The 21,862-nt window shown below is 48.6% G+C and carries 21 protein-coding genes; 8 read left to right on the forward strand and 13 right to left on the reverse strand.

Going from position 1 to position 21,862, the window contains the following annotated elements; all coding sequences use genetic code 11:
- Positions 1 to 63: 63 nt before the first annotated feature.
- Positions 64 to 741 (reverse strand): helix-turn-helix domain-containing protein, encoded by a 678-nt coding sequence (locus AABK39_RS27650; protein ID WP_421825147.1) that lies wholly within the window; start codon positions 739 to 741, stop codon positions 64 to 66.
- A gap of 616 nt (positions 742 to 1,357) precedes the next feature.
- Here AABK39_RS27650 and AABK39_RS01630 point away from each other — a divergent pair.
- Positions 1,358 to 2,410, forward strand: a complete 1,053-nt coding sequence (locus AABK39_RS01630; protein WP_338393196.1) for an outer membrane beta-barrel protein — start codon at positions 1,358 to 1,360, stop codon at positions 2,408 to 2,410.
- A 75-nt stretch (positions 2,411 to 2,485) separates the two neighbouring features.
- Here the strand turns inward: AABK39_RS01630 and AABK39_RS01635 are convergent, their stop codons facing one another.
- From AABK39_RS01635 to AABK39_RS01645, 3 genes are all read right to left on the reverse strand, one after another.
- A complete protein-coding gene (locus tag AABK39_RS01635; protein ID WP_338393197.1) occupies positions 2,486 to 4,912 on the reverse strand; it encodes a glycoside hydrolase family 95 protein in 2,427 nt (808 codons plus the stop codon).
- A 234-nt stretch (positions 4,913 to 5,146) separates the two neighbouring features.
- On the reverse strand, positions 5,147 to 5,614 hold the full coding sequence (locus tag AABK39_RS01640) for a heavy-metal-associated domain-containing protein (RefSeq protein WP_338393198.1): 468 nt from the start codon (positions 5,612 to 5,614) through the stop codon (positions 5,147 to 5,149).
- 385 nt (positions 5,615 to 5,999) lie between these two features.
- The gene (locus AABK39_RS01645; RefSeq protein ID WP_338393199.1) at positions 6,000 to 6,590 is read right to left on the reverse strand and encodes an RNA polymerase sigma factor; all 591 of its coding nucleotides are present in this window, start codon (positions 6,588 to 6,590) and stop codon (positions 6,000 to 6,002) included.
- Between the two features lie 435 nt (positions 6,591 to 7,025).
- On the opposite strand from AABK39_RS01645, the gene AABK39_RS01650 reads away from it, so the two are divergent.
- From AABK39_RS01650 to AABK39_RS01670, 5 genes are all read left to right on the forward strand, one after another.
- Positions 7,026 to 7,466, forward strand: a complete 441-nt coding sequence (locus AABK39_RS01650; RefSeq protein WP_338393200.1) for a MarR family winged helix-turn-helix transcriptional regulator — start codon at positions 7,026 to 7,028, stop codon at positions 7,464 to 7,466.
- Between the two features lie 71 nt (positions 7,467 to 7,537).
- Complete coding sequence (locus AABK39_RS01655; RefSeq protein WP_338393201.1) at positions 7,538 to 7,948, forward strand: organic hydroperoxide resistance protein; 411 nt, start codon at positions 7,538 to 7,540, stop codon at positions 7,946 to 7,948.
- Between the two features lie 20 nt (positions 7,949 to 7,968).
- On the forward strand, positions 7,969 to 8,967 hold the full coding sequence (locus tag AABK39_RS01660) for an NADP-dependent oxidoreductase (RefSeq protein ID WP_338394668.1): 999 nt from the start codon (positions 7,969 to 7,971) through the stop codon (positions 8,965 to 8,967).
- A 76-nt stretch (positions 8,968 to 9,043) separates the two neighbouring features.
- Positions 9,044 to 10,204, forward strand: coding sequence for an iron-containing alcohol dehydrogenase (locus AABK39_RS01665; protein WP_338393202.1), 1,161 nt, complete (start codon positions 9,044 to 9,046; stop codon positions 10,202 to 10,204).
- 201 nt (positions 10,205 to 10,405) lie between these two features.
- Complete coding sequence (locus AABK39_RS01670) at positions 10,406 to 10,966, forward strand: hypothetical protein (protein WP_338393203.1); 561 nt, start codon at positions 10,406 to 10,408, stop codon at positions 10,964 to 10,966.
- A gap of 79 nt (positions 10,967 to 11,045) precedes the next feature.
- Here the strand turns inward: AABK39_RS01670 and AABK39_RS01675 are convergent, their stop codons facing one another.
- The 3 genes from AABK39_RS01675 to ileS form a co-directional block, all read right to left on the reverse strand.
- Positions 11,046 to 11,282, reverse strand: a complete 237-nt coding sequence (locus AABK39_RS01675) for a hypothetical protein (RefSeq protein ID WP_338393204.1) — start codon at positions 11,280 to 11,282, stop codon at positions 11,046 to 11,048.
- Positions 11,283 to 11,355: 73 nt separating this feature from the next.
- Positions 11,356 to 11,979 carry a lipoprotein signal peptidase gene (locus AABK39_RS01680; RefSeq protein WP_338393205.1) on the reverse strand — a complete coding sequence of 208 codons (624 nt, stop codon included), beginning with the start codon at positions 11,977 to 11,979 and terminating at the stop codon, positions 11,356 to 11,358.
- 114 nt (positions 11,980 to 12,093) lie between these two features.
- Positions 12,094 to 15,399 carry an isoleucine--tRNA ligase gene (ileS, locus tag AABK39_RS01685; RefSeq protein ID WP_338393206.1) on the reverse strand — a complete coding sequence of 1,102 codons (3,306 nt, stop codon included), beginning with the start codon at positions 15,397 to 15,399 and terminating at the stop codon, positions 12,094 to 12,096.
- Positions 15,400 to 15,538: 139 nt separating this feature from the next.
- Between ileS and AABK39_RS01690 the strand changes: the two genes are divergently transcribed.
- The gene (locus AABK39_RS01690; protein ID WP_338393207.1) at positions 15,539 to 15,712 is read left to right on the forward strand and encodes a hypothetical protein; all 174 of its coding nucleotides are present in this window, start codon (positions 15,539 to 15,541) and stop codon (positions 15,710 to 15,712) included.
- Between the two features lie 114 nt (positions 15,713 to 15,826).
- Here the strand turns inward: AABK39_RS01690 and AABK39_RS01695 are convergent, their stop codons facing one another.
- The 6 genes from AABK39_RS01695 to AABK39_RS27655 form a co-directional block, all read right to left on the reverse strand.
- Positions 15,827 to 16,354: a hypothetical protein gene (locus AABK39_RS01695; protein WP_338393208.1), complete on the reverse strand. Its 528-nt coding sequence runs from the start codon at positions 16,352 to 16,354 to the stop codon at positions 15,827 to 15,829.
- Between the two features lie 285 nt (positions 16,355 to 16,639).
- A complete protein-coding gene (locus AABK39_RS01700; RefSeq protein ID WP_338393209.1) occupies positions 16,640 to 17,713 on the reverse strand; it encodes an alpha/beta hydrolase family protein in 1,074 nt (357 codons plus the stop codon).
- A gap of 77 nt (positions 17,714 to 17,790) precedes the next feature.
- Positions 17,791 to 17,976 (reverse strand): hypothetical protein, encoded by a 186-nt coding sequence (locus AABK39_RS01705; protein ID WP_338393210.1) that lies wholly within the window; start codon positions 17,974 to 17,976, stop codon positions 17,791 to 17,793.
- A gap of 136 nt (positions 17,977 to 18,112) precedes the next feature.
- Positions 18,113 to 18,400 (reverse strand): hypothetical protein, encoded by a 288-nt coding sequence (locus AABK39_RS01710; protein ID WP_338393211.1) that lies wholly within the window; start codon positions 18,398 to 18,400, stop codon positions 18,113 to 18,115.
- Between the two features lie 187 nt (positions 18,401 to 18,587).
- Positions 18,588 to 19,796 (reverse strand): IS110 family RNA-guided transposase, encoded by a 1,209-nt coding sequence (locus AABK39_RS01715; protein WP_338393212.1) that lies wholly within the window; start codon positions 19,794 to 19,796, stop codon positions 18,588 to 18,590.
- Positions 19,797 to 20,404: 608 nt separating this feature from the next.
- On the reverse strand, positions 20,405 to 21,016 hold the full coding sequence (locus AABK39_RS27655; RefSeq protein ID WP_421825148.1) for a helix-turn-helix domain-containing protein: 612 nt from the start codon (positions 21,014 to 21,016) through the stop codon (positions 20,405 to 20,407).
- Between the two features lie 109 nt (positions 21,017 to 21,125).
- Here AABK39_RS27655 and AABK39_RS01725 point away from each other — a divergent pair, with 109 nt between their 5' ends.
- The gene (locus AABK39_RS01725) at positions 21,126 to 21,860 is read left to right on the forward strand and encodes a Dph6-related ATP pyrophosphatase (protein WP_338393213.1); all 735 of its coding nucleotides are present in this window, start codon (positions 21,126 to 21,128) and stop codon (positions 21,858 to 21,860) included.
- Positions 21,861 to 21,862: the final 2 nt, after the last annotated feature.

Raw genomic sequence — 21,862 nt, forward strand, 5'->3', positions numbered from 1 at the left:
GGAAAAAGCTTGGGAGCGGAAAAATTTTGCGAAAACCATGGAAGAAGAATAGCAAGGACGGATTTATCCAGTGCTTTCCCTGAGTTTGGCGATTCGTCGGCTGGTTTTGCGCCGGAAAATGGACGGAGGTTTTGCGGGGGGACGCATGGACGCCGAAAAAATTCCGCTGATGTCAGGTTTAGGGAAAAATGGCGCCGGTTTCTGTGTCGTTGTTTCCGGGATTTCCTTTTTTGCCGTGGATTTCGGGCGCCGTTTTGAGAGTGTTTTCTTTTCCACGCTCAGGAGCCAATCATAATAGGGGAGGTCTTCGAAGGTGAATTTTTTTAGGCGCCAATCGGAATGGAAGCTGAAGGCCTTCTTTTTTCCCCTGCGGGAAAATATGTCGGGTTTGTTTCGTGAATAATTTACGAGATCGGAAAGCCAAGCGGTTTCGTTTCGGGAAAAACGCTCGCCGGCAACGTAGCGCCATTTATACGGCTTGCCGTATGTGCGGTAACAGCTTGCGTACACGCGTTTGCGCGCTGTATAAAGTTCGTTGGCCAGCCGTGGACAATAGCCGTACTTAAAAGTGACCCTATTTCTGTGGAGTTCCCGGCTTACCGTGGACGGCGACCGGTTTATTGTCTGCGCGATTTTGCGTATGGAAAATCCGAACAGTTCCATATCGTGAATGATGTGGCGTTCCAAAGCGCTGAGGTGGCGGTAGAGGTGCGGACGTTCGGCGGATTCCTTTACGGGCATTTTTTCGCTACGGTTTTTGCGTTGTGTTTCAGTACGTTTGAAATGTGCGATGGTTTTGTGTTCGTCTTTTCGCCGAGGTTAGTTTTTGTGCAAAAAATGAAAGGGGAATTTATTCGTAGCCACAAGCCCGGAGAAAAGTGTGACGGTGTTTTCTAGGATTATAAAAAGTACCTTAGATTGTAGCGAGACCATTTTTTAGCCTAAAAAAACGTGTGGCTTTTCGGGTTGAAAAACCTCTTGTGTTTTTAAGTGTGGTTTTTCAGGCTGAAACGGCACATCGAATAATCCGAAATAATGATAGTTTCGTTATTTTTTTATAATCGTGTTTTGATGCGGATTTTACGGTTTCGGAGAACTTTTCCAGTTGTTTTTCATTGCTTTTCAGTTCGTTATAATCGCTTTGATATTAGTATATCGGTTTTTGGACCGGAGGCCGTGAGCGGGCTCTATTTGTGTGTCAGATAGCGGTATGGCCAGAGTGGTCGGTGAATCCGGTGAGCATGATTCGGCTCCAAAATTTTTAAGGCGAGACAACCTGCGCCGAAGTTTTTTTGTCAGGCAGTTGAAGGGGAGACGAATGTTTTTCATCGACAAGGATATTTTTAACTGAACGAAAATGAGTAAACGACTGCTCGTGTTGATTGTGATTTTTGGAATGCTCTGCCCTGTTTTTGTAAATGCGCAAGGAATAAATTTTTTCGGCGGATCTTATGATGAAGCGGTGGCGAAGGCGAAGCGGGAGAATAAGTCATTGTTGATTTATTTTACGGCGAAGTGGTGTGGCCCATGCAGGCATATGGACAAATACATTTTCACGGATCCTGAAGTGGCGGGTTTGGCCGATAAATTCTACGTTCCGGTAAAGTTTGACGTGGACGAGCGCAAAAGCATGGAGTATTACGTGCAGTATACGGGCACCGACAGGGTAAGCGTTCCGATTTTTGTTGTGGCTAGCCCGGAGGAAAAAATCTTGCGGAAAAGGAACGGGTCAATGAAGTTGTCTCAGTTTAAAGAGTTTTTGGCTTCCGGAAAAAATGCGGAGGCCGTAGCGCAGGTAAAAGAAGTGGCCAAAAATGTTGAGGGAAAATCCGCTTCGTCAGGATTTGGTGGCTTTGTATACAACTGTAAAAACAGCCGATGGAAACCCGGACTTAGGTTGGGCATAAATGTTTCGGGTGTGCGGACAAAGAACTCTTTGGATGTTGTCGATTTGCGGGCCGGTTTTCTGGGCGGAGTGTTTTTCGATTATACGGGAAAACGTTTTTCGTTTCAGCCCGGAATAAACTTTACGGCAAAAGGAGCGGAAGATTCCGATACCAAATTGAGGCTGAATTACCTGGAAGTTCCGTTAAAATTCAGCCTAAATATTCTGAAACACAGGATAGTCGGCTGTCCGCAGGCTGTTAGGCTCGATATAAATCCGTACGGAGCTTACGCTTTAGGCGGAAAAATTAGGGACGACCACGGCGAGCATTCCGTGAAATTCGGAAGCGGTGACGATAAAGCGCGGCGTTTTGATTACGGTTTGAAAACGGGCCTAAGTTTACGCATGGGAAGTTTTGAGCCTTCTTTGGGTTATGACATAGGTGTGCGTGATGTATTAACGGGAAAAGGTGAGTGGTATAACCGCGGATTTTATTTTAATATGGCTGTGGTTATCGGGAAGTAATGAGGGAAGTTTCCAGCGAAAAAACGGCACGCGATTTTGCGTGCCGTTTTCATTAAGATTTTTTCGGGAAGTATTTTAGATGCTCTTCAACTCACCGTCAAATTTGTATTTGGTTCCGGGCTTGGCGTTTAGCGTGGCTTCTTTTCCGTTGCAGATTACCGTGCATGCACCGCCTTTTTCGGAAGTTAGGCTTACGGTTTTCGCTTTGCCGTTTTCCCATTCAATATCTACGGTGAAACCGCCGCGTGCGCGGAGTCCGGTTACTTTTCCTTTTTGCCAAGCGGGAGCGAGGGCTGGAAGTATCTCGATTTTTCCACTCTGGCTTTGGAGTAACATTTCTGCGATGCCGGCCGTACCGCCCATATTTCCGTCGAGCTGGAAAGGCGGGTGCGCGCAAAGCATATTGTTATATGTGCCACCGCCGTGGAGCATTTCTTCTTTCTGCGAAATTACGGGACGCATCAGGTTGCCGAGAAGTTTTCGCGCGCGTTTTCCGTCGCGCAGGCGCGCCCAAAAGTTAACTTTCCAGCCCAAAGACCAGCCAGTACCGCTGTCGCCTCTGTAGTTGAGCGAGGTTTTGGCCGCTTCGGCGAGCTTTGGTGTAGTATTAACCGAAATTTGGCGGCCGGGATGGAGCGCAAAAAGGTGCGACACGTGACGGTGCTTGTTCTCCGGATCGTCGATATCTTCTTTCCATTCCTGCAACTGCCCGAGACGTCCGATTTTCGGGGCCGAAAGTTTGTCGCGTTTCATGATGAGCGTATCGCGGAAGGCTTTGTCCACGCCCAATATTTCGGAAGCTTCAATAGTGTTGGTGAAAATATCCCAGGCGATTTGCTGGTCCATTGATGCGCCTACGGAAATATCGCCGTGTTCGGGAGAAAAAGAAGGCGCGGAAACTAGTGATCCGTCTTTATCCTGAACCAAATAATCTACCCAGAAAACGGCGGCGCCTTTCATAAGCGGATAAGCCGTGTCGCGCAAAAACGCGGTGTCTTTCGCGTAAGCGAAATGTTCCCAGCTGTGTTGCGTGGTCCAAGCGGCGCCCGCTGGAAAATGTCCCCACGGCATTCCCCAACCCGGAGCCGTGTAACCGAACGCGTTGTTCATGGTGTTTACGATCCATCCGCGGCAGTTGAAAAATTCTTTCGCCGAGGTAGTTCCGGGTTCAACGAGAGTTTTTGTGTATTCGATCAGCGGTTCGTGGCATTCGGCCAGGTTTGTAGCCTCGGCCGGCCAATAAATCATCTGCTCGTTGATGTTCATGTGATAGTCGCATGCCCACGGCGGATTGTTAAGGTTGTTCCATTTTCCCTGAAGGTTTGCGGGCATGGAGCCGGGCCGCGACGAACTGATGAGCAAATAACGACCGTACTGAAAGTAAAGCTCTTCGAAGTCAAGGTCTTTTCTGCCTTCGCGATAATCATGTAGGCGCTGAACGGTATTCTTTTCGGCGCCGGAATTATCTCCGCCCAAATCGAGCGTAACCCTTTGGAAGAGGTTTTGGTAATCGCTTTTGTGATCGGCGAAAATGCTCGACGCTTTTTTGTCTTTGATTTTGGCCAGCGTTTTCGCGTTGGCTTTTTTGTAGTCTTTACCGGTGTAGTTCGGATACTTATTTATATAAGAAGTAGCGGCTGTGAGAACGAGCGTCATTTTTCCGGCGCCTTTCACTTGGAGCGTTCCGTTTTCGGCCGAAATTTTTCCGCCTTCTGCGCGCGCCACAAGTTTGGCCTCGTATCCCATTCCGTTGTCGGGCACGTTTCCGCTAAGGGTTACGGTTTTTCCTTCGGCCGAAATGGTGGCGTTCTTTTGTCCGGGCGCAAAAGTTACAGTGTATTCCGTAGCGCCGGGCTTGGTGGTTTCGAATTCGAAAACCAAAACGCGGTCGGGATAGCTGGCGAAATACCTGCGGGAGAATTTGGCGTCGCCTACGGCGTAAGAAATATTCGCGGTGGCGTCGTTGAGGTCCAGATTTCGCTCATAATCCGTCACTTTTCCGTCGGGATGTTTTACGCTTACCAACACTTCGCCGAAGTTTTGGTAGGCTCCGTATCCTTCCCAAGAAAGTTCCGAGCCTGTTTTCGGCTTCAGCCTTCCGGTAAGTTCTTTTGAAAGAACGTCCGCCGCGGTTTTTTTATCGCCGGAAAGAAGGCTCGCCCTGATTTTGCGCAGATGTTTCGACGCGTTTTTCCTGTTGCCCGATCTGTAATCGTCCCAAGAGTCGGGTCCGCCGGCCCAGAGGCTTTCTTCGTTGAACTGGATCCGTTCGTCGTTTACTTTACCGTAAACCATGGCGCCCATAAACCCGTTGCCGATCGGCAAGGCTTCGGTCATCCACTGTTTTGCTGGCTTGTCATATCGGAGCACTAAATTTAGGTCCGACTTTTTTTCGCCGGAATCCACTTCCGAATCTTTGTCTTTCGGTTCTCCGCACGAAAACAGCGTAGCACAAAACGCTGTAGCGAAGAAAAACCGTGAAAAATGGTTTTTACGAATCATGTTTGGTGTTGGGTTTTTGCAAAAATGTTTTAGCTGTAGCAATAATCTCTTTTTCGTTCCAAAATTCCGAATCGTGAATTGGGATTGATGAAAAATCCCCCGCCAAAAACGGCTTGACTATTCATTTTGTGTTTTTTGTGACAAAAAAATCCCGGGTACCACAGCGGGCACTCGGGATTACTAGTGTTTTTTCGAAATGTTTTGGCCAATGTTTTTCGGCCGGTTATTCCGTTATCAGTTTTTCTTCTTGCAGCAGGCTTTTCCTTCGGCTTTTTTCGCACAAGAGGCTTCGTCTTTAGAACAAGATGCTTTCTTCTCTTTCGAGCAGCATCCGGAAGCTTTAGCTCCGGCACGCTCGTATTTGCAGCAACCCGGAAGTTTTGCGTAAACTTCGTCTTTGGCTTTGGCTCCGGCGTTGTCATATCCCACGTCAGCGATTTTTTGCTGAATGGAAGCCAGCGTAATTACCGAAGGATCGTATTTTACGGTGATTTTTTTCGTGGTTTTGTCCCAGTCGGCGAGCTTTACGCCTTTTACTTCGCTCAGCGCCCCTTCGATACGCATTTCGCACATTCCGCAATTGCCCGAAACTGCGAAAACGGTTTTCTTAAATTTTCCGGCGAGTGCGTCAGAAGCGAAAAATGCCGTGGTGAGAAACAATGCGAAAGCGACAAAAGGAAGTTTTTTGCTCAGGATGTTCATAATCGTATGGATTTTATAGTGTCTAGAGTGTTTTTGTTCTAATTCGTTGATTCCGTGAAGATAGACTTTCCAGATCTAATAGAAAATATTTTGTTCCGAAAAGCTGACGTTCAGCGGTCTAAGGCTATTTCCGTGGCGAAAACTAATTCTCCCACCATTAATAAGAGCCATTCTCTTAACGGAAAACGAACGGGAAGAGATTTCGGTATCCGGAATTTATTCCGTTTTGTTGGGACAAAAAAAACCGGCGACTCTCGTCGCCGGAAAAAATGTATATTATCAGTATTTACAAACTCTGTTTCAAAATCCTCGTTTGGCGGTCGGCCCGCCGGCTTCATCGTCTTTCCTTTCTTCGTTTACAGTTCGCTTTTAAATTCAATCACACTTAGGCGACCAAAGCCAACACCTGTTCGTCAGACACGTCCATGCGCTTGCGCAAATTAATCAAGGCGTAACGCATACGGCCAAGGGCCGTGTTAATGCTAACCCCAGTCTCGTCGGCGATCTCTTGGAAGCTCATTCCCATGTAGCTTCGCATTTGTAGGACCATACGTTGCGATTCGGGCAACTCGTCGATCAACGATCTCAACTTTTTGATCACGTCGTTCTTAATCTGTTGGTCCTCACGGCTCAACTCACGGAAATCAACGTCGCTGAACACGTTCGGGTTCTCCTCCGCCGACATCATAGGATATCGCTGTGTCTTCCTGAACCAGTCGATCGCGCGGTTATGAGCGCTTCTCATCAACCAGGGCAGGAATTTGCCCTCTTCTTTATAATTACCCGACTTGATGGTATCCAAGGCCTTGATAAAGACCTCTTGCGCCAAGTCCTCGGCAACATCCTCGCTTTTTACGATAGCTCGGATTTTGTTGAGTACCCTATCGTAATACTTACCGCAAAGAATGTCGAAAGAGCCCTTACGGCCTCCGATAAACTCCTTGATCAAGCGGGTATCTTCTGATACGGTTCTCATGGGCTTACTATTTAAGTTTGTCAAATTACTTTTCCGTAACCGCGGCTACGAAGATCGGATTCCCGGGAGATGGCTCCCGGCTTGACCTTCCGTTTCCTTTCGTTACGATACAAAAGTAAACCGTGAGAACAGCGATTCAAAGCAAAACAAATGAATAGTTGTTAATATAAGTTAAATAGTTCTGTCTGATTATCAGTGTTTAAGAAAATTTGTGGTTTTTCCTGGCAGAAATCGAAAGGCTTAATAATCCGGTGTCCGGTTTTACGTTTTTTTGGGCTAGGCGGATGCCTTTTGGCTATGCAAATCTTCTTTTTTGGCTTTTCAGCTTACTTCCATCCATAAAAACAAGCGTATTCTCAATCAAAAAGACAGGTTGTTTTTGTTCTACTAAAAAAATATCCTTGGAAATATAATCCATGGAACATATTTTCCCGTATGAAGATTGAAGACGAGATAAAACACGAGTTCAGCACGCCTCAAGAACGAGCCGCCACCAACGTGGTGTTTACGGCGAATTGGATACTGACCGAAGTGGCCATGCGCCTGAAACCTTCCGGGCTCTCATGGCAACAGCTCAACATTCTGAGTATACTCAAAGGCCAGCCCAAAGGCCGCGCGACGGTAAACCTTATAAAGGAACGTATGGTAGACCGTATGCCGAACGTATCAAGATTGTTGAACAAGATGGCCGAGAAAGGACTTGTGACCAAACAAAGGGACACGCAAGACCAACGGGTGGTGTTCGTATCGTTAACGGAGACTGGCGACGCCTCGCGCGAAAAAGCTAGGGAGGCCTTGGCTTCCAAGAGCCTGATTTCTCTGGACGACAAACGGGCAGACCAGCTCAACGGCCTGTTGGAGGAACTACGGGAATAACGTATCCTTTCTTTCTCCAGCTGTTTGTCCTGTCTGGAAAACAATTTAAAAGCAAACTAACAAATCAGAAGATGCAAACCTTATACACGGCCCAAGCGGCCACTACTGGCGGACGAGACGGACGCGTGAGCTCAAAAGACGGACAATTGGAGTTTGACGTTCGCATCCCGAAAGAGATGGGCGGTGCCGGTGGTGCCACAAATCCGGAACAGCTTTTCGCCGCGGGTTATTCGGCTTGTTTTGACAGCGCCCTAAATCTTGTGGCCCGTGGCCAAGGCGTGGATCTGAAAGGATCGGTTGTGGACGCCGAAGTGAGCATCGGAAAAGAAGGTGAGGCTTATAAGTTGGCCGTAAAGCTGACCGTAACTATGCCGGGCGTGGAAAAAGAAGTGGCGCAGAAGCTGGTGGAAGCCGCGCATCAGGTTTGCCCGTATTCGAATGCTACCAGAGGAAATGTTGAAGTGGAATTGGTAGTGGCCTAACTAAAAAGAGGTAAATGAATATGGAGAACAAGACGATAATCCTGAAGAGCCGTCCGACGGGCGAACCTACAGTCGATAATTTTGAGTTTGTCAACGAACCGAAACCGGTAGCCGGCAAGGGCGAGATTCTTCTTAAGACATTATACGTTTCCGTGGATCCGTATCTGCGTGGTCGCATGAGCGAGGCGAAGTCTTATATTGAGCCGTTTAAGCTGGGCGAGCCTGTGGTGTCGGGAATAGTGGCTGAGGTATTGGAATCGCATAACGACGATTTCCAAGTCGGAGATTGTGTGTCCGGCATGTTGGCTTGGAAAGAGTTCCAGACTTCCGACGGAAAGGGATTGCATAAGGTGGATGGCAATGCTGCGCCGTTGTCCACTTATCTGGGCATATTGGGTATGACCGGCCTTACGGCTTATTTGGGCCTTACAAAAATCGGTAAACCCAAAGAGGGCGAAACCTTGGTAGTTTCCGGTGCGGCGGGTGCCGTGGGAACCGTTGTCGGGCAGGTAGGCAAAATCATGGGTTGCCAGGTTGTGGGCATTGCCGGCACCGACGAGAAGGTGGAAATGCTCAAAACCAAATTCGGCTACGATGAGGCGATTAACTACAAGACTACGGTGAATATGCAGGAAGCCATAGCCGAAGCCTGCCCCGATGGGGTGGATATTTACTTCGATAATGTAGGAGGCGAAATTTCCGACGCCGTGATCGCGAATATCAACCGCCACGCCAGAATTCCTCTTTGCGGGTCAATTTCCGTATATAATAGTACCGAGATGCCTGTAGGGCCCCGTCTTCAGGTGCCGTTGTTGCGCAACAGCGTTTTGATGCAGGGCTTTATCGTTTTCGATTTTGCGGAGCATTATCCCGAGGCTCTGATGCAATTGGCCACTTGGTTGGGCGAAGGAAAACTCACCTATGAGGAAACGGTGGTGGAAGGTTTCGATAAGATACCTGAAGCGTTTTTAAGCCTGTTTTCAGGAAAAAATAAAGGGAAAATGCTGGTGAAGGTCTAAGCCCGTCAGCCTTTTCTTACAATATAAACCCATACGCCAACACATTCGAATACTGATTCAACTAGACCTTCATACTATGCGTAATTTTGAGTTCCAGAATCCTACAAAACTGATTTTCGGAAAAGACACTACGGCGTCTTTGGCCAAAGAAATAGATAACGACGCCAATGTTCTGATGCTGTACGGCGGAGGCAGTATCAAGAAAAACGGTGTTTATGAACAAGTAAAAGAAGCGCTTGCGGGGCATAAGGTGGTGGAGTTCGGGGGAATTGAGGCGAATCCGGAATACGCTACGCTGATGAAGGCCTTGAAGGTGATTAAGGAAGAAAAGATCGATTTTCTGTTGGCCGTGGGCGGAGGCTCCGTAATTGACGGGACCAAGTTCCTCTCTTCCGCCGCGCTATATGAAGGCGACGAGCCTTGGGATATCCTGACCAAACATATCCGCACTTTCGAGGGAATGCCGTTCGGTACCGTGCTTACATTGCCGGCTACGGGTTCGGAAATGAATTCCGGTGCCGTGATTACCCGTGCCGAGACTCAGGAAAAACTGCCGATGGGTGGCCCGGGGCTTTTCCCTAAATTCTCCGTCCTTGATCCGCAGGTGGTTCGTTCCATCCCGTCTCGCCAGATTCAGAACGGCCTAGCCGATGCTTTTACGCATGTTTTGGAGCAATATCTCACTTATCATGTGGGTGCGTTTCTGCAAGACCGTTTTGCTGAGGGAATTCTTCAGACATTGATAGAGGTGGCGCCACGGATCATGAAAGACACCGAAGACTACGAAGCGGCCTCAAACTTTATGTGGTGCTGTACGATGGCGCTGAACGGATTGATCCAGAAAGGCGTGCCGTCTGATTGGGGCGTCCATATGATCGGTCACGAATTTACGGCGATGTTCGGTATAGACCACGCCCGTACTTTGGCTATCACCTTGCCTAGCTATTACGAATATAAATTCGAAGCCAAGAAAGAGAAGCTGGCGCAATACGCCGAGCGAGTATGGGGAGTGACTGAAGGCGATACGGAAGCGAAAGCGAAAGCTGGAATCAAAAAGACGAAGGATTTCTTCCACGATTTGGGAATCGAAACCAAGCTCTCAAACTATACTTCCGACTACGAAGGTACGGCGGAAACGATTGCCAAGCGTTTTGCTGAGCGGGGCTGGCTCGGACTAGGCGAACGCCAAGATGTAAAGCCCGATGATGTGGAGAAAATAGTCAAGATGGCTTATTAAGCGACCCAAAATAAGTAGGAAAGAGTAAATAGACTGCAAGAACGAAAGTGCCTAAGACTTAATACCGAATACCAGATACCAAGCAAGATCCAAGATCCCCGGACGGCGGTGTACCTGTCCGGGGATTTTTTCTTTGTATACGAATAGACTTTTGCTTTCGCAGATCGTATTTATCTTTGCGAAACAGAACCTGAACAAATCATGAACAGAGCTCTCTTATTCATACTCACGCTATCGTTCCTTTCTTGCCAAGCTCCGAAGAGCCGTAAAGCGAACGACTCTTACTTCGCCACGGATTCCCTGCTTGTGCGACAGCTCACTCTTCTTGATTCCCTGCGTCCGTCGTTGGAAAAATCGGCTGTTGTGGATGGCGAAAGCGAGACGGCCGAGCTCCCGGGCGAGAAAGTGGATTGGAAATCGGAGCTCGATTTTCTGAAACAGGTCAACCTGAATGATCCCGCTCTACGAGGTGTTTATCAAGTACAAACTTCCGGTGAGACGAAAACGTATACTTTAAAGCCTGAAGAGCAGAAGGCCAAATTTCCGGTGAAACGTTTTGTCGTGACCCGCTACCCGTCCGGAGTGGTTAAGAGTGTATCGGCTGAGGTATTGGAACAGTCGCCTTTGTTTTTTTCCAAAAGGGATTTCAGCTTGGAATTCGGCCAAAACGGAAAGCTTCAGGATTATATGATCCATCAGGAACAGAAGGTGCAAGGAGCGGATACCGTGCGAGTGGAACTAAAAGGCAACCTAAAATATTAGACAAGATATTTCAGTCCAAAGTAAAACAGGCTTTCCCTAGAATATGGGAAAGCCTGTTTTCGTATCAGGGGCTGGGCTTTTATTCCGCTACTTCGCCACGGTGTGGCCTTAGGGCGTCACGGACTGGTATCATATCCTTTTCCTCGACTATCATATAAGCGATGGAAAGCATATCGTTGATTTGCTCTACGCCAGTATCGTTAATGGAAAGCCCCTCTTTGATAACGAACTCCTCAAGATGTATGCGGTGATGTTCAGCGGTGCCTTGGGCGTGCGGGCCCCGGAAGTCCCAGATTAGTTTGATTTTGTTTGGCATGTTGATGTTTGTCGGGTCAAAAAAAGCCCCGCTGTGGGCGGGGCGATTATCTTTTTGGCGAAGCGATTCGCTTTTAGGAAATGATATCCTTGTAGTGCTTGTCGTGGCGGAGCTGGCCGGTTTCCATAAAGAAGTTCTTCTGGAAGATTATGATTATGGCTACTCCCACAAAGATAGCGGCGTCGGCGATATTGAAGATTGGCCACAGCGCCATGCGGTCGCCACCGATAACGGGGATCCATTCGGCTATGCGCCCGGCCCAGATGTCGATGTAGAACATATCGATTACCTGCCCGTGGAACCACGGAGTAGGGGCGTTGTGCGGAGCGTTGTTGAGCAATACGCCATAGAATATGGAATCGATCAAGTTGCCGATAGCGCCACCCAGAATCAGGCCCACGCACCAGAGCAAGCCTTGGCTGACTCTCTTTTTGGCCAAATAATAAAGGTAATAGCCGATAGCGAAAGTGGCTACCAAACGGAACAATGTGAGGATCAGCTTGCCGTAAGGCGCGCCGAGCTCCATTCCGAACGCCATGCCGGGGTTAAGCGTGTAGTGGAGTTTGAACCAGTCACCGAGGACTTTGATCTCGCCGGCGTTGCCCATCGGCATGTACGTGTTGACCAACATCTTTACGATTTGGTCCAAGACTATGACACCCAGCGCCGCCAGGTAAAACTTTCCGTATTTCTTCATAAGCAAAAAACGGTAAGCGGGCGCCGAAGGGCCACGCTTGTTAAAATCCCTTTATGTTTTCAAAAAGAAGGTCCGAGCATGGGCCCGAACCTTTTCTTACTTAGGTCTTATTTCTCAAACGTCGATCCTTACCGATAGTTTCAGACCATCGATGTCAAGTTCGGTAGGGTTGGTTACGGCGTCGGCAAATTCGAGCGAAATCGCTTGGACTTCCTCGCAAATGTAGGCGCTGTTGTCGGTCAGGGCCTTTTCGGCGAATTCGTCGCCTTTGGCTACGCTGATCTTGATCTTGTCCTGAACTTCCAGGCCAGTCTCCTTACGGAGGTTCTGGATACGGTTCACGAAGTCGCGGGCCAGGCCTTCGGCCTTCAGCTCGTCGGTGATCGTGATGTCGAGAGCTACGGTTACGTGGCCTTCGCTGGCTACGGACCATCCCGGGATGTCTTTCGACTGGATCAGCACCTCGTCACGGCTCAGCACGATCTCGTCGCCCGAATCGAGAGTGGCGTGGATGTTTCCGTCACGCTCGATGGCGGCGATCTCCTCTTGTCCGAAGGCGTTTACGGCTTTGGCCACTTCCTTCATCTTAGGACCGTACTTTTTGCCCAGAAGCTGGAAGTTCGGTTTGATGTTCTTGACCAAAATACCCGAAGTGTCATCGATCAGTTCGATCTCTTTGATGTTCACCTCTGTTTTGATAGTGTCAGCCACACCGTCAATCTGGTTGCGGATCTCGTCGTTGAGTACTGGCACGAGGATCTTTTGCAAAGGCTGACGAACCTTAAGCTTCTCTTTCTTACGAAGCGAGTGTGTCAGGGTACAGATGGTCTGGCCAATCTCCACTTGCTGTTCGAGCTCTTTGTTGATGGTTCCCTCGTCCACTTTCGGGAAGTGGGCCAAGTGTACCGACTCGAACTCGTTGCGTCCCGTCACGGCGTTCAGGTCGCGGTAGAGGCGATCCGTGTAGAACGGCGCAATAGGCGAGGCCATTTTGGCCACTTTCAACAAGCAAGTGTAAAGCGTTTGGTAAGCCGAGATCTTGTCGGTGTTGTATTCGCCTTTCCAGAAACGCTTACGGTTCAGACGAACGTACCAGTTACTCAACTGGTCGCCCACAAAGGCCTGCATAGCGCGGGCCGCGCGGGTAGGTTCGTAAGTGGCGTAAGCCTCGTCCACCTCGATCTTGAGGCTGTTGAGTTTCGAGAGAATCCACTGGTCGTCGATCGGACGCTCTTTGATCGGAATATCGGCCTCTTCGTATTTGAATCCGTCGAGGTTGGCGTATAATGCGAAGAACGAGTAAGTGTTCTGCAATGTGCCGAAGAACTTACGCTGTACTTCCTTGATGCCTTCTATGTCGAACTTGAGGTTATCCCAAGGGTTGGCGTTCGAAATCATGTACCAGCGCGTGGCGTCTGGGCCATAGGAATCGATAGTTTGGAACGGGTCGATGGCGTTGCCCAAGCGCTTGGACATCTTGTTGCCGTTCTTGTCCAGTACCAGTCCGTTGGCGATCACGTTTTTGAATGCTACCGAATCGAACAGCATTACGGCTAGGGCGTGGAGGGTGAAGAACCATCCGCGAGTCTGGTCTACGCCTTCGGCGATGAAATCCGCCGGATAGCTTTCGCCGAAGATCGACTGGTTTTCGAACGGGAAGTGCCACTGCGCGTAAGGCATGGCGCCGGAGTCGAACCAAACGTCGATCAGGTCGCTTTCGCGCTTCATCGGTTTGCCCGACGGGGCCACCAAGGTAATATCGTCAACGTATGGACGGTGCGGATCGAATTCGTCCGACAAAGGCTCGGTCATGAAGCCGGCTTCGATAGCCTTGTCCACTTCGGCCTTAAGCTCTTTGAACGATCCGATGCAGAGTTCCTCTTTGCCGTCGTCGGTACGCCAGATCGGGAGCGGCGTGCCCCAGTAGCGCGAACGGCTAAGGTTCCAGTCCACGAGGTTTTCGAGCCAGTTGCCGAAACGTCCGGATCCGGTAGAGCCCGGCTTCCAGTTGATCGTTTTGTTCAGCTCTATAAGCTTGTCTTTGTACTCCGTAGTGCGGATAAACCAAGACGAAAGCGGGTAGTACAATACCGGCTTGTCGGTACGCCAGCAGTGCGGGTAGCTGTGCTCGTATTTCTCTACTTTGAAGGCTTTGTTCTCTTCCTTGAGCTTGATCGAGATCAGAACGTCCGTAGAGCGGTAGTTCGGATCTTTCTCGTCCTTGCCTTCGTAGTTTTTCACGTACATGCCGGCAAAGTCCGTGATCTCCGGAACGAAGCGTCCCTGCTTGTCCACGATAGGGGCGTCGTCGCCGTTTTCGTCTTTGACGAAGATACCCGGAATGTCGTTGTCGATACAGGCTTTGTAGTCATCCGCGCCGAAGGCTTTGGCCAAGTGCACGATGCCCGTACCGTCTTCGGTAGACACGTAGTCGGCGTGGACGATGGTGAAGGCTGGATGCGGCAACTTGATGTACGGCATCAACTGCTCGTACTCCTTGCCGATAAGGTCCGCGCCGGTCATCTCCTCAACCACTTCGTAAGGGATAAGCTTGTCGCCCGGCTTGTAGTCTTCGATTTTCAGATCGGCGGCCTTGGCGTTGAACAAAGATCCCATGCGGGCTTTGGCCAAGATCACGTTGGTCGGCTCGAAGGTATATTGGTTGAAGGTGCGCACCTTCACGTATTCGATTTTGCGGTTCACCGCCAGGGCCGAGTTCGAAGGCAAAGTCCAAGGCGTGGTGGTCCAGGCCAGGATGTAGTCGTTCTCTGTGCCTTTGAGCTTAAACTGCGCGGTGATGGAGGTGTCCTTCACGTCGCGGTAGCAACCCGGCTGGTTAAGCTCGTGCGAGCTGAGGCCGGTACCCGCCGCCGGCGAGTAAGGCTGTACGGTGTAGCCTTTGTAAAGGAGGCCTTTTTCATAAAGAAGCTTCAGCAAGTGCCAGAGCGTCTCCATGTAGTTGCGGTCGAAAGTGATGTACGGATCGTCAAGATCGACCCAGTAGCCCATCTTTTCCGTCAGGGCGTCCCACTCGCCTTTGAATTTCATTACCGACTCGCGGCACTTGGCGTTGTACTCCTCTACGGTAATCGACTTTCCGATGTCCTCTTTGGTAATGCCGAGTTCCTTTTCCACCTGAAGCTCCACCGGCAGGCCGTGCGTATCCCAGCCGCCTTTGCGCTTCACTTGGTATCCTTTCAGGGTTTTGTAACGGCAGAAAATATCCTTTACGGCGCGGGCCATCACGTGGTGAATGCCCGGGGTGCCGTTGGCTGACGGCGGGCCTTCAAAAAATGTGAACGAGGGATGTCCCTCGCGCGTTTCTACCGACTTCTCGAAGATCTTGTTCTCCTTCCAAAAAGATAGCACTTCCTCCGCTACCTCCGCCCAGTTGACGTTTTTGTACTCGTTGTATTTCATGGGTAACCTCTGCTTTTTGAGGACATCTCGCTTCACCAAAAAGGTTCTTTGTGGCCAATGGCCAGTGACAAGAACCTATCTCTCCTTGAAACTTAAAGAATTACAAATTAACCATTATGATAAGACTCAAACAAATAAAATGGCTAATGAAAGCTTAACGGCGGGACTTGCGGGGTGTTTGGGAATATGGGTGGAAGCCTTCGGGACCAAAATTTTATGGAGCGGGCGCTCCGGGGTGTCGGGAGCGCCCGCTCCAGAGTATGCGGACCGAGTGCTCCAAGTACCCGTGACCGCCCGCTCCACGCACCGGTGACCGGGCGCCTTTGGTAGCCCAGACCGAGCGCTCCGCGTTCGCGACTTCCTCGCATACAGAAAAAGACCCGCCGAAGCGAGTCCCTTTCAAATGCTTAAGGAATTTGATAGTTTCTTATTCTTGGGTGGCCAATGCCGCCACGTACTCCACACCCTCAAACGTCACCGTGCCCTCGCCCAGATTCCCGGGCACCACATAATCGTTGATATAGTCCAGCACCGACTGGCGGTAGGCCTTTACGTACACCTCAAGCATCTTGGCCTCGCCGCTGTTGTGGGCCATCTCCAATGCCGATTCCCCCTCGCCCTTTTCCAGCTGGATATTCACCTTCTGAAGCCGTCCGCGGTCCCTCATCAAATCCGCCTCAAGCTCGGCCTTCTCTACGGGGTCCTTCTCGATGGTGATGCGGTGCTCCATGGACAGGATATTGCTCTCAAGCGTATTTTTCAGTTTCACCTGTCGCTCTATTCTCTCCCTCGCGTCCTTTTGTTTTAAGGTCAGGTTGTACGCCGAGTGGTCCTGGCTTTCCAGATACCCCTGTTCGCCGGTCAGGTACACTTGGCACTCCTGTATATCCTGCGCCAGCTTCGGGTAAAACTTCGGTTGCAACAGCTCGTTGGGATTCATTTCGAAATTCGCCATAATCAAGGGTGATTTTAGGTTAAAAACATTTACCCGTAGCGTTGCAAAACCCGATCCGGAAATGTTTTGGGAAATAGGCTTTTTTTGTGGGTGAGGTAAAGTTTTCTTGGTTTAGATGAGGTGTTTCTGAGGGAGATGGGGTGCAGATGCGTGCCAGAATCGTATTTTGCCGGTGAGTTACTAAAAATGTATGCGTAAGGAAGAAGTGGTTAAGGTCTAAACGATTCCCCCCGCTATCCCTTTGCCATCACAAGGCTGGAGCTTTGCGATGGCCGGGGGAGTCTATCAATTTAAGTCATTTAACCAATTGGTGATTGAATCCAGAAAACCATCGCACCTTACATATTCCCAGTTCTTATCTTCAAACTCATAAATGGCACCTGTTTTAGCCTGCCACATATTATGATTACAATTTGGAAAAGTTTTAACGGTTAAATCAGCTTTTGTTTTCAATGTCTTTTCGTAAAGTGCCTTTGTCTTTGTCCAATCTACTGCCGTATCTGTTTCTCCAAATAAGGCAAGTACTGGAATTGTAATTCTTGATAGCATCTGGTCAAAATTCTCCAAATACAATGGTAGTTCAGAGTCTTTATCTAATGTGGTATTTTGCAGATTTTTTTGATATTCATAATAACTTTCTTCACTTATCCCTCCGTTAGTGATTTTTTTCCAAAACTTATTCTCTCGAAGATTCTTAGTTGCTGATAGATAATATGTATAGCTTGCTCCACCACGAGATAATAGAATGCTATTGTGCCATTCATTCATAATAATATTGATAGAGTCTTTTGGGCTACCGTTGATGCGTAAATTTTGTTCTAATAAATATTTGAACGTTTCGTCATCGTCAACCCCACTTACTGAAATCCAAAAGTCAATATTATTATATTGGTCAATTACTGTTGGATTTATCCAGCCAGCCCTACTAATTCCCCATAATCCTATTTTCTTAGAACCTTTTATTTTGCTTTCTTTCAGATGTTTAATTGCTGAAATTACTTCTTGAGCCTCATTTTCAATGGGTCTTCCATTTTTATAAGAACCACCACTGTTTCCACAGCCCATTTTGTCCCACATATAAGTAGCGTAACCCGCTTTCAATATAGCCATTCGAACGTCATACCACCAATTGCCTTTGACTGCATTTGTCTTTCCATCACCGTGAACAATTAACACTATTCCCTTTGGTTCCGCATCTGTTGGAAGATTTAAAACCCCTGAGAGCTTAATTTCTTTGAACTCAAAATCTAATAATTCTTTAGTGTCCTGACTGTAGGTATCAATTGCAATCAAAGTGGTGAAAAGAATGGTTAAAGTCTTAATTATATTTTTTCTCTTAAAGATGTTTTTTGTTCGCATGTCGTTACGGTTTTGTTTTTCAATTACCACCAACGTTTAATGTAAAATGCGTTTTTACATAGTGTTGTAGCCAGTTTTTATTTGTCGCTATCAATTACTGTCGGATTTAAAATATCTTCCAAATCTCCTTTTTTCAATAAGTCAGAAATTGTTTTTTCAATGCAATCCCTTGTCAGTTCTTTTACAAACAAGTCTGGTGGTGTTTGATAAAGTCCTTTCAAATTTTCTCCACTTTCCTTATCCAGCTCGAAAGAGGTCTCCAAGAATTTATATGTCCAAACGTTAATCCCATAGTGTCTACCATCAGGTAGGTTGACATGAATATTTGCAAATTCATTTTCAACGTCCCAATTATTCGGGTCAACTTCTTCAAATTCTAACCACAGCCTAAATTCCAGTTTAAAATTTTATCCAATTAAAATTTAAAGCACCACACTTAGGACATTTTCCGTATTCTTCGTTAAGTTCATTGAAACTACACCGATTACACTGGCCATATTCAATGTTGATATGTGTAACAATGTACTTTGCATCTCTGTGACTCACATTCTTTTCATCTATCAGTATTTTAACTGCACGAATGGGTGACTCCTCCTTGACTTTTCTGTAGTGCTCTTTTTCAGCTAAGGAAAAATCTGGAATTTCTATTCCTTCTTTCGGTAAACAGTTTTTACACTGAACTTTCATTCGTTGTTTAATTGGCTACAACAATAAATGACAGTAATACCGTTTATTTTTGCTAATTATTTAACGTGTCGTTTTATAATAAGAGTATTTTTGAATCAATATTTCTCGAATTTCGCCAATAGCATACTAAAGCAGGGCTTGTTCCCCAGCTATCGCAAGGTACTGTCTTTAAAAACAAGCAAAACAATTAGATTTTTTCTATATTTGTGGCACCGGAAAAGAGGGCTTCAGGTGATTGATCACACGGAAGTCCATCTAGCGTAGCCGATCCCGCAGGGACGGCTATTTCTTTTTTCCCGTCCTCGTGTTGACCATTCCGGTCCTGACCATCCTGACGGTCGCCTTCGGCTCCACCGGAAAAGAGGGGCTTAGGTTCCTGATATCCGGATGTCTTATGAAATTCGGAATCGTAAACCTTGTCGTTCTTCCATAAAGAAAAAATCACTTTCAACAACTTGGATTGGACGGCCACGTAGGCCTTCATTTTTATACCCGTTTTCCCGTAAACCCGTCTGTATAACTGTCCGAAGTTGCCGACGTCCCAAGTGACCGCGTTGAAAGCCGGCAGGAACAAGATACGCCGGATATGGGCGTTGCCCTTTTTGGTTATCCGTGTTTTTCCGCTCCGTTTTCCGGACTGGTTCTCCCTCACGTTATACCCCGCGTAACTCACCAGTTGCCTCACGCTTCTAAACAAGGCGAACCCGTCGGTTTCGGCGATAAGAATCGCGGCGGTCATTATCCCGACACCCTTTATGGAGGTGACCAGTTTCGTTTTACGCGCCAATTCCTCGTCTTCCAAGATCAGTTTACATATCGAGGACTCGCATTCTTTCAGTTGCTTTTCTACGGCGACCAAAACCGAGTCAAGGCCTTTCAACACGTCCGGCAAAGGGATCATCCCGTACCGTAACGCGTGTTTCTGATTGTTCAGGGCCGTTTTCGTGCTGTGCAGGGATTCGTGGTGGCGAGTCAGGCCACGCAGTTTGTAACATGATTTGCTGACCGGACGCCACTCCTTGAGCTCGTGCAAAGCCCCTATTTTAGCCAGGCCCGCGGCGTCGGCCGGATCGTTTTTGCTTTTTTGTCCCATGCCCGTCATCAGGGCCTTGGCGCGGTTGGCCAGCATAAGGCAAACTTTCCGGTTTTGGTTGTGGAGAAACCAAGCCAGCTGTTCATGATAAGTTCCCGTAGCTTCCATCACAAAGACCGTTTCAGCTTCAGAATCCTTTTCCCGTTTTTCAACCCAGCGCACAAAATCCCCGAAACCAGAAGTTATATTATCGAATTGACGGCTTCCCTTAATCGTCGTTTTTCTTGTTTCCTCGAGAACGGTAAAGTTAACTTGGAACTTTTCTTTGGCGATGTCGATACCTACGGAATACTTGGCTGGCATAAGCGAAAAAGTTATATTGCTCTAAATACGAAACGCAATTTATCCCCCCGTCACCTAATCTCATTTCTGATGCTGAATCATGGCGCATGGCCGTGTCCTTAGGTACTGTTCTGGCTCTTGGCGGATAAACGAAAGAGTGACTTTCTTGCGAACTGCATTGCTCGAAACATGCTTAGCATCCTCAGCCTGAATCCCTTTCGATTAGCGTTTTTTTGAATATACTAAAATTGTACTTTTACTTATCGGGTTAAAGATATGAGCATATTTGCTTGTGATTTTTTTATCCGTAAGCTTCTAAGCTTGCCCATTCAGTTTTTCAATCTAGGCGTGGAAAGCGAGGACGCTTGCCATTTGTTTGGTCGCAAGGCTGGGGTCTTGCGACGGCCGGGGATGCTGGACAATCAAGAATCCCCACACGTGAGCAATCGCAACACCAATTCCACCCCTCAAAAAACTCAACCCTCTACCGGGAATCTATCCGTAAAGAAGCTTTCTATTTAATAATGATAGGCGAAAACACACCGAAATAGACCGAATACGAAGAAGCGACAGGCAAAAGATAGTAGGAGGAAGGAAAACAGCGCCGTATAGGCGCTTCTAGGGCATGGCTAGGCGACGGAAGCGATTTCGCTTTCGGTATGCTCTGTGGCGGAGTGTATCGGGGTGCTGGGCGGAAGTAGGTTCCGGAGTTTGGCCAGCCATTTTTTGTGCGGATTTCGCCATTTGGAGCGGTATATCCGGCCTTCGCAAGCGGCTTTGTGGTATTCGAGCAGTTCGCCCAGGTAGCGCATCTGTAGGTAGTGGTGGGGTTTGTTCCGGGGAGTGAACAGGGGGGCGTTTCTGAGTATGGCGGCCGTGGATAGCGCTATGCTGGGGTATGCGCTCCGGAAGCGTCGATAGCGTTTGCTGTCGGAATACCACTGGATATGCGTGCGCGGTAATGAGAAGTGACGGAAATCGCGGAAGTGTGGCCAAGTGGATAGGGCATTGGCCTGTCCCCAGCGCAAACGGCCCTTCCAGCGCTTGCGGGCTTCGTATAGTTTGGACGCCAATTCGGGGTGGTAACCACGGCCCGGCCAAAAGTTGCGCCTCACTTCCCGGCTGATGGTGGAGGGCGCTCGCCCCAAGAACTTCGCGATCTTGCGCAGGGAAACACCCAAGCCCGTCATCCGGCTTATGTATTCACGTTCGTGGTCGCTGAGGTGGCGGTGGTTTGGCATCGGTTTACCATAAGCAAAAACCTTGCTTGCCCGGCAGGGTTCGTTTCCTAAGTCTTTGGGCTTATCTTTGAGCCAATGTATTTGTTTTAAATTATAAATGACTGGGCGGATGGAAAAAGTACCGTTTTTTTTCAGTTGGAGCAGTGGCAAGGATTCCGCCATGGCTTTGCGTATGGCTTTGGAGGATGAGTCGATTGAGGTGAAGTGCCTGTTGACTACGGTAAACGAGGCCTTTGGGCGGGTGAGTATGCACGGTACCCGTGAGGAGTTGCTGGACAGGCAGGCGGAATGCTTGGGCTTGCCGTTGCGGAAGTTGCGGATGCCCGAGGCGCCGTCGATGGAAGACTATGAGAAGCTGATGGCCGACCTGATGGAAGAGTTCGGGGCCGAGGGGCTGAAGGGCGCCGTGTTCGGCGATATTTTTCTGGATAGCCTGAAGGAATACCGCGAGAAGAAAATGGCCGAGGTGGATATGGACGCGAAGTTTCCGCTATGGAAGCGCGACACCTGGGAGCTGATGCGCGAGTTTGTGGATTTGGGCTTTAAGGCCGTGGTGGTATGCGTGAGCGACAAGTGCTTGGACAAGTCGTTTGTGGGCCGTGAGCTGGACCAAAGCTTTGTCGACGATTTGCCGGAGGGCGTAGACCCTTGCGGGGAAAACGGCGAGTTCCACACCTTTGTCTATGACGGGCCGATATTCAGTAAGCCTGTAAAATTCAGCAGGGGCGAGGTGGTGTACCGCACCTACAAGCCCTCTGACGGCGACGATACTGGCGATAGCCACGGTACGGATACGGCGGATTATGATACGGGCTTCTATTATATGGACCTTTCGCCGGATTGAGG

It is taken from the genome of Fulvitalea axinellae, from assembly GCF_036492835.1.
Classification (GTDB): Bacteria; Bacteroidota; Bacteroidia; order Cytophagales; family Cyclobacteriaceae; genus Fulvitalea; species Fulvitalea axinellae.